We start from the raw sequence: 12,645 nt of genomic DNA, 5'->3' as shown, positions 1-12,645 counted from the left end.
CGGCCACCATCGGCGGATCGGCGCCCCTACCGAAGGAGGACGGCATGGCAAGTAGCTCAAATGGGGTCTACCGCTGGCTCGCGAGCCAGCGGTTCGACGTGATTGGGGCGGTCATCGGACTACTGCTCGCGGTAGCGATGCTGCCGCTGCGGCTGATCTCCTCCAACCTCTTCATCGTCGGCATCCCGGTGATGATCGGGCTCGCGTCGGGGCTCTACCTGTTCGCGGTCCGAACCGACCACGGTGAAGGACTTCCGACGATGCCGGTCTGGCTCGGTCGGATCTTGCCGAGCCTGGTGTTTCTCGGGACGACGCTGCTGATCGTCCTCGCACTCTGGCAGGGCGGTCGGACGCCGGCGTTCTACAACGTCGCGACGCTCGTAGGGATGGGGATATTCGCGCAGGTCTTCTTCACGCGCGATCAGGACCTCGTTCCGGCGTTGCTCGTCGTGCAGATCATGGCGTTCGCCGTGGTCATCCGGTTCATGTCGCTGCTCACCACGCCGGGGTTCACGGGGATCGACGTCTGGACGCACGTTCCGAACTGGTCGGCGGCGATCCTCGAGACCAGATCGCTCGCGCCGCTGGCGGGCAATAAGTACTACGCCTCGCCGCTGTTTCACCTGCTGACGGTCGCGACGAGCCTCCTCGGTGGCATCTCGATCCGTTACGGCCTGTTCCTCTCGGTCGGAGTCGCGGTAGCGCTCTCGCCGCTGTTCGTCTACGCCGCCGCGCGGCTGTTCGTCTCCGAACGGTGGAGCCTGTTCGCGCTCGCGGTGTTCGCGATCACGGCCCACACCGTCGAGTGGTCGATCCACCTCATCCCGACCAGCCTGGGGCTGGTGTTCTTTCTGGGCGTCTTTTACCTGCTCATCAGGGCGCTCGACGTCGAGCCCGGCGGACGTGAGTTCTTCATGATCGTCGTCTTCAGCATCGGGACGATCCTCACCCACCAGATCTCGGCGTTCATCATGCTGGTGCTGACCGGGGCGGGGCTGCTCGCACACGTGCTGTTGCGGTTCGATCTGCTCTCGCCGCCGAGCCAGGTCCGCGGGATCCGGGCCAGACAAGGTGACTCGGTGAGCCTCACCGGTCTACTCGCGTTCGACCTCGGCTTCATCACGTTCATGTGGTCGCTGACCCCGTATCACGGGGACACGTTCCTCGCGACCACGTTCAGCTTCTTCCGGACGACGCTCGCCGAGTCCGGCGGTTTCGGTGACCTCAGCGGCGAACGGGGTGATACCGCCGCGACGGCGGCCCCGACGCTGATCGAACAGGCAGTTAACTACATCGACGCGGCGGTGTTCCTCTCGCTGTTCGCGCTCACGGTCGTCGGCTGTCTGTACATCCTCCGACGGCGGAACATCTCGCACGGGACGTTCATGTGTGGAGTGTCGATCGTCGTCATGCTGGTGTTCATCTTCGGCTTCCCTATGTTCGGAATCCGGACGTTCATCCCCCAGCGATGGTACGCCTTCCTCACCGCGCCCATGGCGGTGCTCTCGGCGCTCGGCGTCGCGTATCTGGCACGACGGTTGAACCCGCCGACGATCGTAGCGATACTGCTCGTGTTCACCCTCGTCTTCCCGGCCGTGTCGATCGCCGCGACCAACTCGACGATCGACAACCCGCGCTTCGAGGGCGCACAGACGAAGTACAGCTACGACCAGCCGGAGCTCGATGCGGTCGACACCATCGGCGCGATCCACCCCCTCGAGGAGGGTGAACGCTATCACACCGACCACCCGTACAACACCGTGTTCAGCCGGTCGGGGCCCGGACCGTCCGGGGTGGCGAACATCAGCGACGAGGGACGGGAGAACACCGACGTGCTGATCCATCGCGATCAACAGCAGTTGGGATCGACGTTCTTCATCGAGGACGAGGAGGAAGGCGGGATCACCCCCGAGATGTCGCGCAGCGAACTGTGTAGCGCAGAGCGCCACTACAGCTACGACAACGGTGACGTGACGGTCTGCCCGGCGACCTGGGAGATCGATCCCGGCGACGACGCCGGCGGCGACTTCGGCGCCGGCGAGGACGCCGAGGGCTGAAGCGACCGACGCCATCGGACACATTGAAATGACTGTGCGACCAATCACACGATGACATGGGCCCCGCGAAGCCAACGAAGACGGATGACCGGAGCACGCGGCCGGCCGAGCGACGACCGTTCAGAATGACGCGGTCGGAGAGACGATGAGCGACGGAAGCGGGGACCTCGATACCCTCCTCATCGGAATCGACGCCGCCTGCGAGCCGGTGTTCGACCGGCTGTACGAGACCGACAGCATTCCCAACCTCAAGGCGCTGATCGAGCGGGGAACGAGCGCACCGCTCACCTCACAGATCCCCCCCTGGACGCCAAGCGCGTGGCCGTCGATGTACACCGGAGTCAACCCCGGGAAGCACGGCGTCTACGGCTTCGTCGCGTTCGACGGCTACGACTGGGAGGTCGTCACGTCCAACCACGTGCGCGAACACGCCCTCTGGACGCTTCTCGATCGACACGACCTCACCAGCGTCGTCGTCAACGTCCCCGTCACGCATCCCCCGGACGAGATCGACGGCGCGATCGTCCCCGGGTTCATCGGACCCGAGAGCCCCCGAAGCCACCCGGAAGGGATCCTCGAGGAGATTCGCGAGGCGATCGGCGAGTACCGGGTCTACCCGAACTACTCGCGGGGCGACGAGCACTACACGGACGACGAGAAGATGGAGGAGTACTGTACGCTCGCACGGATGCGTGGGGAGGCGTTTCGCTACCTCACGGGGCGGTTCGAACCCGACTTCGGCTTCGTCGAGTTCCAGAAGACAGATACCGTCTTCCACGAGTTCGAGGGCGACGTCGAGAAGGTCCGGCAGATCTACGAGGCGACCGACGAGCAGATCGGCCGCATCCTCGAGGAGTGCGATCCCGACCGGGTGTTCGTCGCGAGCGACCACGGGATCGGACCCTACGAGAACTACGAGTTCCGCGTCAACGAGTTCCTCCGCGAGGAGGGCTACGTTGAAACGATCACCGGCGGGAAGGGGATGCCGTCGTGGAACCCCATCCGGAATCAGCTCCGGGCCGGCGAGGACGAGACGAGGTGGGAGCCGGGCACCGTCGAACGGTTGGCCGCGAAGGCCGCCTCGATCGGGATCACGCCGAGCCAGGTCGGAGCACTGTTGCGCCGCGTCGGCCTCGAGTCGGTCGTCAAGCAGTACGTTCCCTCGGGCGTCACCCGAACCGGCAGCAAGCAGGTCGATTTCGCCGGCTCACGGGCGTACATGCGTGCGCGCACCGAACTCGGCGTCCGGATCAACCTCGAGGGCCGCGACCCCGAGGGGAAGGTGCCCGAGGAGCAATACGAGGACGTCCGCGACGAACTGATCGAGCGCCTGAGCCGGGTTGAGACGCCGGACGGGGATCCGGTGTTCGGCGAGGTAGTCCCGCGCGAGGAGTACTTCCACGGGCCCTACGTCGACGAGGCGGTCGACGTGATCGCCGTTCCGAACGAGTTCGAACAGTTCCTCTCGGCCCAGCTGGTGGGTACGCAGTTCGGCCCGCCGACCGAGCCGTGGAACCACAAGCTCGACGGGCTGTTCGTCGCTGCGGGCGAGGGGATCGACGTGGACGCCGACCTCTCTGGAGCACACCTCTTCGACGTCGCCCCCACGATCATGGCCGCGCTCGGGGTCCCCCACAGCGACAGGATGGACGGGTCGGCGTTGCCGGTCGTCGAAGAGGGTGAGAGCACGGAGTACCCGACGTACTCGGATGAAGATGCGACGACGGCGGGCGACGAGACGGTGGAGAAGCGGTTGGCCGATCTCGGTTACCTCGAATAGGTTCCGACGGCGGACTCGTGCGTGTAGCTACTGGGTCTGTGTCCGGGGGGCTACGCCATCGAGTTCGGCCTTGATCTCGTCGGGGATGTACGACAGCTCCCAGCTGAGACGGGCTTCGATCTCGCGCTCGCCGCGGTCGGTCAATACGTACTTGTTGGTCCGGAGGTCGTGTTTCCCCTTCTTCACCAGCCCCTTGTTGACCAGCGTATCGAGGTTGGGGTAGAGCCGACCGTGGCGGATCTCGGTGCCGTAGTAGCGTTCGAGTTCGTCGTTCACGTCTAGACCCTTCGGTTCGTCGAGGCCAGCGATGACCAGAAGCAGATCACGCTGGAATCCCGTCAAATCATGCACGCAGTACACCTCATGGTTATCGTATCGAGTCCAGAACGTATATAACGAGGCGATGGTTCACGACGTTACACGTCACCTAGAGGACTATCGGAGACTCCACGCCGTCTACGGACGGATGAGAGGGTTTCTACCGACGTTATAACGGCATCATTAATTGAATGTGGTACGTCGGACGTCGCCGTTTCACGTCGTTTCACCTATTAATCCCGTAATAACAGAGGTAGGTAGCAAGAGGTGATCAGGCGTCGAGCCGTCGGCTCGATCGATCGGGCGCCGGTTGACCGTCGTGGGGGACGGTAAATCGGAACGTCGATCCGACTCCGGGACGGGATTCGACCCAGATGTCGCCGCCGTGTCTAGTGACGATCTTCTCACAGATCGCCAGACCGATCCCGGTGCTGTTCGTTCCGTTCGATCCCGACGAGAAGATTTCGAACACCTCCTCGATCTGCTCCTCGGCGATGCCGATACCCTCGTCCGAGATCGAAAAGCACCATCCGTCGTCGGTCTCGGACGCCGAGACGTGGATCCGCGGCTCCGCCTCGCCGGCGTAAGCGATGGCGTTGCTGAGGAGGTTCTGGAAGAGCTGGACGAGCTGCTGGTCGTCGGCCGTGACCGTCGGCAGGGGGTCGACGGTGATCGCCGCGTCGGTCTCGTCGATGGCGAGCCGGAGGTTATCGAGAGCGCGGTCGAGCACGTCCTGACAGTCGACGCGGTCGAACTCCGCGTCGCTCGTACCGATCCGCGAGTAGGTGAGCAAGTCGTCGATCATCTGACGCATGCGATCCGCCCCGTCGATCGCGTACTCGATGAACTCGTCGGCGTCCTCATCGAGCTGGTTCTCGTACCGGCGTCGGATGAGATCGAGGTAGCTGTGGATCATCCGAAGCGGCTCCTTGAGGTCGTGGGAGGCGACGTAGGCGAACCGTTCGAGTTCGTCGTTCGAACGCTCGAGATCGGCGATGGCCGCCTCGAGTTCGGCCTCGGCCTCTACTCGTTGCGTGATGTCCCGTCCGGTACCACAGATGTACAGATCGGTGGCGTCGGTACGAGCGTCGGGTTCGCCGATCGGTTCGTTGACGTCCTCCATCACCGAGCCGACGAACTCGTAGGGGATCCGGTCGTCGTCTTTGGTGACCAGCGTCGCTTCGACGCTGAGCGTCCGCTCCTCGGAGACGACGCGCGTCATCGCGTCGATGACGCGCTCGGCGTCGTCGGGTTCGAGGAACTCGGTCGGATGCATCGAGGCGATCTCCTCGTCCGTGTAGCCGGTCACGTCGGCGAAGCGGTCGTTCCAGCGCAGGATCCGTCCCTGCGGGGTGAACACGTAGAACAGATCCGGCTGGGCGTCGAGCGCGCTCTCGGTGAACGCGCGCTCGCGGCGCAGTTCGCGTTGAAGCCAGACGATGTCGGTGATCTCCGAGACGTAGCTGTCGACGTAGTCGATCGACCCGTCGGAACCCTCGACGACCGCGCCCTGCTCCCACACCCATCGAAGCGCGTCGTCGTCGGTTCGAATTCGATACCTGATCTGGTACTGTTCGGCGGCCTCGACGGCGTCTCGAACGCACGTCCGGACGCGGTCGTGGTCGGCGGGGTGGACGACGTCCTCGATCCACGAGACCTCGCCGTGCTCGAACTGCTCCATCGTGTAGCCGGCGATGTCGACACACCCCCGGCCCATGAACTCGACGGGATAGCCCGACTCGGTGCGATAGCGCAGCACCACCCCCGGGAGGTTGCGGATGAGGTTCGACAGCGCCTGCTGGCGCTCGCGCAGCGCGCGCTCGGCGTGTTCCCGACGCGAGACGCCTCGAGCGATGCCACAGACGTACCGCGGCTCGCCATCCCCGTCGGGGACGAGCGATCCGGTGAACTCGTAGGGGAGCAATCGCCCGTCTCGGGTCCGAATACGAACGACGTCGGTCGCCTCGCCCGTGGCGACGACCTCGGAGACGGCGGCGGCGACCCGGTCGTGGTCCTCCTCGACGAAGAACGACATCGGGTTCATCGAGGCGACCTCCTCGTCGGTGTAGCCGGTCGTCTCGGTGAGCCGATCGTTCCAGTGGAGAAACCGCCCCTGCAGATCGAAGACGAAGAAGATGTCCGTCAATCGGTTGAGTACGGTACCGACGAAGTCCGAGACCGGTTCCGGCTCCGAGTTCGTCGCGCCGTCGATCCGTTCCTGAACGATCAGCCGAAACTCGTCGTCGTTTGGAACGAACAGGTACCGATGAACGTCGTTCTCGTAACGCTGGATCGTCCCGGTGTCGATCGCTCTGCCTCCCCACGTGCGGAGGGTGTCGGGGTCCGCCCCCGGCGCGTGTTCGGAGAGGGTCGTTTCGACCACCTGGGAGGCGGAGACGCCGAGAAGGGCCGCCATCCGGTCGTCGACCGATAGGTACCTGCCGTGACGATCGAGACGAGCGACCCGGTCGGCGGATCGATCGAGCAGCGAGAGCAGCACGGACGACGGGGGCGGTCCGGGCCGGTCTTCCCGTCCCTCGACCGCCTCCAGGACGGCGTCGACGAGGCCGTCGGGCGTGACGCGACGGACCTCGTGGTCCTCGGCGAGCGACGACGGGATCGGCCCGTCGCCGCAGATCAGAAGCGGGGAACCGAACGTGGCGGACGCGATTCGTCGACTCGTCTGCGGGTCGGTGGGCAGCGCTTCGCGATCGAACAGCCAGCAGTCGGGTCGCCACTCGCCCGCTCTCCCGACCGCCGAGTCGACGGTCGGGGCGTTACAGACGGAGATCGCGGGATCGACGGAGGCCGAGAGCAGCCGTTCGACGAGGTCGACGGACCGGCCTACGTGGAGAACGGTGATCATGGTTGAAACGGTTCGATGGATGCAGTCCTCTCCGAGAACGTATATGCTTTATCCGTTAGATTATGCATAGAAATTAAGAGTTTATCGCCCATGTCGCTTACTTCCGGGTAAGGGATCGGGTCACGTACGTGTTACAGAGGATACATGTAGTGGGCGGATCTCTCGGACTCGTGAGGAAACATCGAACATGACTCGCGCGAGCCGAACCGTCACGCAGTGCCCGTATCGGAGTGGACGAGGAGACGTAACGAGCGAACCGTTGTCTGACGCCGGCGTGACCGCCCCGTCGCTCGATCCCGACGAGTCGGGCGGCGTTCGACCCCGAGTGGGGCGCCGCGTCGGACTCGAGGCGGTGACGGATCGGCGATCCGTGGCGGTCGTCCTCTCGGAGGGGCGGTGATGAGCGTGGCGTCGTTGCCGTCCCGGGTCGCCGCGGCCAGGGAACTCCTGGAGAAGATCCCGGACGAACACGACGACCTCCGAGCCGAACAGTTGGCGAACCTCATGGAGGCGCTCGAGTTCCTCGACCGGCTCGAGGACTCGTTTCACGACGAGCGGACCGATGACTGAAACGGGTGCCGAGCAGCCCTCGGCCGTCGACAGCTGGCCGACGTTCGCACTGCGATACACGTTCAATCCGGCGGGCATCGGCCTACGGGGGACGTTCGAACCCGACGAGGTGGTGGTGTTCGACGCGACGCGTGGTCGTCTCGATCGACGATGGATCGCCGCGAAACGGGGTTCGTACGTCGCCATCGAGGAGACCCGGTGAACGATCCGACGTCCGCCGGAAGGGACCCGAACGCGACGGAAGGGATCCGACGCCGCTCGAGTCGGCGTCGGTTCGGCGTCAGTTGAGCGGTTCGGGGTGCGCGCGATCGAGCTCGTCCGGCGAGGAGATCGTACGATCGATCAGGTTCGCGTGTGCTCGCCGAAGCCGCTCGGAGAGCGCCTGATGCGAGACGTCGAGGCGCTCTGAGAGCTCGCTCAGCGAGACGTTCCGCGGTACGTCGTAGTATCCCATTCGTTTCGCCTCCACGAGCGTCGCGTGCTGGGCCTCGGTCAGGCCGTACTCCGAGTGGTCCTGTTCGTCGAGCTCGTAGATCGAGTCGACGGTGAGCGACAGCCCGTTCTCCTCGCAGTATTCGTGGGTCCGCGAGAGCGACTCGCGTTCGGGACACATCACCTGAAGCTGCCACGAGTCGCCGCTCGACTTCGCCGAGGTGAGCGCACACTGCTCCTCGATCAGGAGCTGCATCACGAGCTCCACCTCCTCGACCCAGTTCATGCGGTAGAACCGTTCGTCGTCGAACTCGGTCAGCGAGGAGTACGTCTCGACGGTGGGGTCCTCGTCCAGTGCGGCCTCGAACGCCTCGAAGTCGTCGACCGTAACCCAGACGAACGGCATCGCCGAGTCCGCGTCCTGGGCGGCGAATCGTTCGATATCGACGCTGAGATCGGAACAGAGCGCGAAGGTATGAGCCAGTGCGAACTGCTCTACGGGAACGCGGTAGTCGATAATCGTGGCCATGGTACCCCAGAGACACCCCCTAGACGGTTAAGGAATTCTCGTCGAATAACTAGACGTGATCGCAGGCGCCTCGGCGTCGGTACGCCGGATCGAGGTATCAGTGATATGCGACGGAGCCACGCCGGGACTGGGATTTGAACCCAGAATCCCGTCAGGGAACACGCTTTCCAGGCGTGCGCTTTACCATTCGGCCATCCCGGCTCACCGATCCCTACCGGTCGGCCGAGGTTAAGTCCTTCCGTTCCCGGCGGCGAGCAGCGGTTCAGCGAAGTAGGTCGAACCGGTCGCGAGCGTGGCGACGAGTCCCGCGACGGCGAACTTCAGCGCGAACGAGAGACTGACGTCCGAGAGCAGTTCGTAGCCCTGGACGAGAACGAGAAACGAGAGCGCACCGGTCGCCCCCCAGAGGACGCTCGCCTTCAGCCGCGGATTCATTCGGTCGTGGCGATGACCTCGATCTCGACGGCGGCGCCCTTGGGGAGCGAACCGACCTCGAGCGCGCTTCGCGCGGGCGGGTTGTCGTCGAAGTACTCCGCGTAGGCCTCGTTCATCGCGTCGAAGTCGTCGATGTCGTCGAGGTAGACCGTCGTCTTCACGACGTGCTGAGTCGAGAGGCCCTCGTTCTCGAGGATCGCTTTGAGGTTCTCTAGACACTGACGGGTCTGGACGGCGACGGGTTCGTCGCCGAGGAACTCCCCCTCCGGGGTGAGCGCGATCTGTCCGGCGCTAAACAGGAGACCGTTCGCGGTCGTCGCCTGGCTGTACGCACCGATCGCCTCCGGCGCGTCGCCAGTGTTGATGATCCGCTTCATGGCACCACCGTCGGTCGGCCCGGCCTTAAAGCTACACGAGTATCTCGACCTCGTACCCGCGTTCGCGGAGGTCGCCGACGAGCCCCTCGACGTGGCCGGGACCCCGCGTCTCGAGGTCGATCACCACCTCGGCGGCGTTCATCGCGATGTCGCGGGAGGTCCGATCGTGCTGGATCGCGTAGATGTTCGCGCGGTTCTCGGCGAGCACGTCGATGAGTCGGCGAAGCGCCCCCGGTCGATCCTCGAGAACCGTGCGGATCTTGAGATACCGTCCGGTCTCGACCAGCCCGCGCATGACCACCGTCGTCAGCGTGTTGAGGTCGATGTTGCCACCACAGAGCGCGGGGACGACCGTCTCGCCCTCCTCGTACTCGAAGGCGTCCGAGAGGAGTGCGGCGAGCGGCACGGCTCCGGCGCCCTCGACGAGCGTCTTCGAACGTTCGAGCAGCGCGGTCAGCGCGGTGGCGATCTCGGAGTCCGAGACCGTCACCACCTCGTCGACCCGCTCGCGGATCACCTCGAACGTCAGATCGCCGACCCGGCCGACGGCGATCCCGTCCGCGATGGTGTCGACGTGCTCCCACTCGGAGATCGATCCCTTCCGCAGGGAGTCGGCGGCGCTCGCGGCGCCCTCGGCCTGCACGCCGATCACACGAGCCTCGGGACGCCGGGCCTTGATCGCAGTCGCGATCCCCGAGATCAGCCCGCCGCCGCCGATCGGGACGAGCACGACGTCGACGTCGGGACGCTCGTCCAGGATCTCGAGGCCGATCGTCCCCTGGCCCGCCATCACCGCTTCGTCGTCGAAGGCGTGGACGTAGACGCGTCCCTCCTCACGTTCGATCTCGTGGGCGCGTTCGGCGGCCGCCTCGTAGTCCGCACCGTGAAGGACCACCTCGGCGCCGTAGGTCCGGGTCGCCTTCAGCTTCGAGATCGGCGCGTGTTCCGGCATGACGACCGTCGCGTCGACACCGATCCGGGTCGCCGCCAGCGCGACGCCCTGGGCGTGGTTGCCGGCGCTGGCGGTGACGACGCCGGCCTCCTGTTCCGCCGGCGACAGGGTGGCGATCCGGTTGGTCGCCCCGCGGATCTTGAACGAGCCGGTTCGCTGGAAGTTCTCGAGTTTGAGATACACTTCGGCGCCCGTCCGCTCGGAGAAGGTATGCGAGTACTCGAGCGGCGTGCGCCGGGCGGTCTCCGCGACTCGCTCGCGCGCCGCGCGAACGTCCGCTACGTCTAGCATACCCGCGCCTATGCGAGTGGGGGTGTTAACGGTTCTCTCCGGGAAAGAACGGATGGGGAATGCACGAACCGTGTGACGTGCGTCCGTATCACGGGTCCGGGGGTACATAAAACCAACCCGTCCAGTCCGGGAGTGGAACCACCAGACTGCGGCGCCTTTCTACCCCGTCAGACGGACGGCACACGGGTGTCATTCGTTGCGGCCGATGACGACCCGCTCCTCGGAGAGATACGCGCGCACGCGGTCCTCGAAGGGACCGTCGCCGGGCCAGACGGCGTCGGCGCCGAGGGGCTCCGGATCGCCGACGTAGCACTCGGCCGTCCCGCCCTCCGAGAGCGGGATCGAGACGCGAACGTAGAGGTCGCTCTCGACGCCCTCGTAGGCGTCGAGACGGCCGATCTCCTGGGTCGAGAGCAGCCGTCCCTCGGTCCGGCCGCCGGGCGCCAGCGTCGGATACCGGCCCTCGACGCGACGGAGACCGTGGAGGGTCGCCTCGCTCCCCAGTTCGTAGCGGTCGAGCAGTGACTCCACTCGGTCGGGATCGGTGAGCGTCCCGTAGACGAACACGCGGACCATGGAGGGGATACCGAAGCGGACCGGTTCCCCGTTACGGTAGCCCTACCCGACGGGCCGGATCGTTCGGAGACGACCGCTGCCGGCGTCGCGTCCGGGCGCGGACCGGTCGGACGCCCGGCGCTCACGATCCGACGATACGAGAACGCGGGCGATCGGACTCGAACCGCACGACGATCACGGGATCCGGTGCTCCACCTCGGCCACGGTGGGTGTACTCGTCTCGAACGACGTGTCCATCGGGTTGATCCGTCGAAACGCCTCTTCGATCGGCGGGTGGGTCAGCGTTCGTCGAGAGGGACGAACTCCTGGTCGGTGGGGCCGACGTAGCGTGCGCGTGGGCGCATGATTCGGTTGTCGTCGTACTGTTCGAGGACGTGAGCCGTCCACCCGCCGACGCGGCTCATCGCGAAGATCGGGGTGTAGAGGGCGATCGGGACCCCCATCTGGTAGTAGGTGGTCGCGGAGTAGAAGTCGACGTTCGCGGCGATCCCCTTGTTCTCCTGCATGTACTCCTCGATCGCGACGCTGTAGTCGTACCACTTCATGTCGCCGGCCTCCTCGGCCAGCGATTCGGACATGTCGCCGAGGATCCGCGCGCGCGGGTCCTTTACGTCGTAGACGCGGTGGCCGAAGCCGGCCACTCGCCGGCCTCGGTCGAGCGCGTCCTCGACCCAGTCGATCGGGTCCTTATCGCTGTCGTCGACCTCCTTCAGCATCTTCATGACGTTCTGGTTCGCTCCGCCGTGGAGCGGGCCGGCGAGCGTCCCCACGGCGCTGGTGATCGCGCTGTGGACGTCCGAGAGGGTGCTCGCGGTCACCATGGCGGAGAACGTCGAGGCGTTCAGCCCGTGGTCGGCGTGGAGGACGAGCGCGGCGTCGAACGTCTCGACCGCGACGTCGTCGGGCTCCTCGTCGTTGAGCATGTAGAGGAAGTTCGCCGCGTGACCCAGGTCGTCACGCGGCTCGACCGGTTCGTCGCCGTCGCGGAGCCGGGCGAACGCCGCGAGAATGGTCGGGAGCTTCGCGGTGATCCGGCGCCCCTTCTCGAGGTTGGTCTCGCGGTCCTCGGGCTCGGTCTCGAACCCTTCGGGGTCGGTCACGCCGAGCTGCGAGACGGCCGTTCGGATCGCCGCCATCGGCTCGGGGTCCTTCTCGGCGAGGTTTCCGACGGTCTCGAGGACGGTGTCGTCGATCGCGCGTTCCTCGACCATCCGCTGGTTGAACTCCTCGAGCTCATCCCGATCGGGGAGCTCGCCGTGCCAGAGCAGGTAGAGCACCTCCTCGTAGCTCGCCTCGCGGGCGAGGTCCTCGATCGAGTACCCGCGGTAGATGAGCTCTCCGGCGTCGCCGTCGATGGAGCTGAGCGAGGACTCCGCGACCAGCACGCCCTCCAGTCCCTTCTTCAGGTCGTCGGCCATGACGTGAGCTTCTTTTCCATCCCGGTTAAGGATTACCGTTGCGC

13 protein-coding genes and 1 tRNA gene are annotated in these 12,645 nt (G+C 65.4%); 5 read left to right on the top strand and 9 right to left on the bottom strand.

Annotated elements, in window-relative coordinates; genetic code table 11:
* Positions 1 to 44: 44 nt before the first annotated feature.
* Both V0Z78_RS02080 and V0Z78_RS02075 read left to right on the top strand, forming a co-directional pair.
* The gene (locus V0Z78_RS02080) at positions 45 to 2,057 is read left to right on the top strand and encodes a hypothetical protein (protein WP_336342960.1); all 2,013 of its coding nucleotides are present in this window, start codon (positions 45 to 47) and stop codon (positions 2,055 to 2,057) included.
* Positions 2,058 to 2,202: 145 nt separating this feature from the next.
* Positions 2,203 to 3,837: an alkaline phosphatase family protein gene (locus tag V0Z78_RS02075; protein ID WP_336342959.1), complete on the top strand. Its 1,635-nt coding sequence runs from the start codon at positions 2,203 to 2,205 to the stop codon at positions 3,835 to 3,837.
* Between the two features lie 27 nt (positions 3,838 to 3,864).
* Here V0Z78_RS02075 and V0Z78_RS02070 read toward each other — a convergent pair whose 3' ends face one another.
* Together V0Z78_RS02070 and V0Z78_RS02065 are read right to left on the bottom strand one after the other, a co-directional pair.
* Positions 3,865 to 4,188, bottom strand: a complete 324-nt coding sequence (locus V0Z78_RS02070) for a helix-turn-helix transcriptional regulator (RefSeq protein WP_336342958.1) — start codon at positions 4,186 to 4,188, stop codon at positions 3,865 to 3,867.
* Between the two features lie 238 nt (positions 4,189 to 4,426).
* Positions 4,427 to 7,021, bottom strand: a complete 2,595-nt coding sequence (locus tag V0Z78_RS02065) for a PAS domain-containing sensor histidine kinase (RefSeq protein ID WP_336342957.1) — start codon at positions 7,019 to 7,021, stop codon at positions 4,427 to 4,429.
* Between the two features lie 259 nt (positions 7,022 to 7,280).
* On the opposite strand from V0Z78_RS02065, the gene V0Z78_RS02060 reads away from it, so the two are divergent.
* The 3 genes from V0Z78_RS02060 to V0Z78_RS02050 are packed head-to-tail and all read left to right on the top strand — an operon-like array spanning position 7,281 to position 7,793.
* Positions 7,281 to 7,421, top strand: a complete 141-nt coding sequence (locus V0Z78_RS02060; protein ID WP_336342956.1) for a hypothetical protein — start codon at positions 7,281 to 7,283, stop codon at positions 7,419 to 7,421.
* A complete protein-coding gene (locus tag V0Z78_RS02055) occupies positions 7,421 to 7,591 on the top strand; it encodes a hypothetical protein (RefSeq protein WP_336342955.1) in 171 nt (56 codons plus the stop codon). Before V0Z78_RS02060 ends, V0Z78_RS02055 begins: the two co-directional genes overlap by 1 nt.
* A complete protein-coding gene (locus V0Z78_RS02050; RefSeq protein WP_336342954.1) occupies positions 7,584 to 7,793 on the top strand; it encodes a hypothetical protein in 210 nt (69 codons plus the stop codon). The genes V0Z78_RS02055 and V0Z78_RS02050 overlap by 8 nt, the downstream gene beginning before the upstream one ends.
* A gap of 78 nt (positions 7,794 to 7,871) precedes the next feature.
* Here V0Z78_RS02050 and V0Z78_RS02045 read toward each other — a convergent pair whose 3' ends face one another.
* The 7 genes from V0Z78_RS02045 to citZ form a co-directional block, all read right to left on the bottom strand.
* Positions 7,872 to 8,552, bottom strand: a complete 681-nt coding sequence (locus tag V0Z78_RS02045; protein WP_336342953.1) for a helix-turn-helix domain-containing protein — start codon at positions 8,550 to 8,552, stop codon at positions 7,872 to 7,874.
* A gap of 119 nt (positions 8,553 to 8,671) precedes the next feature.
* Positions 8,672 to 8,753: transfer RNA gene (locus V0Z78_RS02040), tRNA-Ser, on the bottom strand.
* Positions 8,754 to 8,780: 27 nt separating this feature from the next.
* Positions 8,781 to 8,987 (bottom strand): hypothetical protein, encoded by a 207-nt coding sequence (locus V0Z78_RS02035; RefSeq protein ID WP_336342952.1) that lies wholly within the window; start codon positions 8,985 to 8,987, stop codon positions 8,781 to 8,783.
* Positions 8,984 to 9,364, bottom strand: a complete 381-nt coding sequence (locus tag V0Z78_RS02030) for a RidA family protein (protein ID WP_336342951.1) — start codon at positions 9,362 to 9,364, stop codon at positions 8,984 to 8,986. The genes V0Z78_RS02035 and V0Z78_RS02030 overlap by 4 nt, the downstream gene beginning before the upstream one ends.
* A gap of 31 nt (positions 9,365 to 9,395) precedes the next feature.
* Positions 9,396 to 10,607, bottom strand: a complete 1,212-nt coding sequence (gene ilvA, locus V0Z78_RS02025) for a threonine ammonia-lyase (protein ID WP_336342950.1) — start codon at positions 10,605 to 10,607, stop codon at positions 9,396 to 9,398.
* A gap of 189 nt (positions 10,608 to 10,796) precedes the next feature.
* Entirely contained in the window at positions 10,797 to 11,183 is a 387-nt protein-coding gene (locus tag V0Z78_RS02020; RefSeq protein WP_336342949.1) for a gamma-glutamylcyclotransferase family protein, read from the bottom strand.
* Positions 11,184 to 11,461: 278 nt separating this feature from the next.
* A complete protein-coding gene (gene citZ, locus V0Z78_RS02015) occupies positions 11,462 to 12,601 on the bottom strand; it encodes a citrate synthase (protein ID WP_336342948.1) in 1,140 nt (379 codons plus the stop codon).
* Positions 12,602 to 12,645: the final 44 nt, after the last annotated feature.

Origin of the sequence: Halalkalicoccus sp. CG83, from assembly GCF_037081715.1 — an archaeon.
Taxonomy (GTDB): domain Archaea; phylum Halobacteriota; class Halobacteria; order Halobacteriales; family Halalkalicoccaceae; genus Halalkalicoccus; species Halalkalicoccus ordinarius.
Note: the sequence above shows the minus strand (reverse complement) of the source record. Positions and strands in the feature narration are given on the sequence as shown.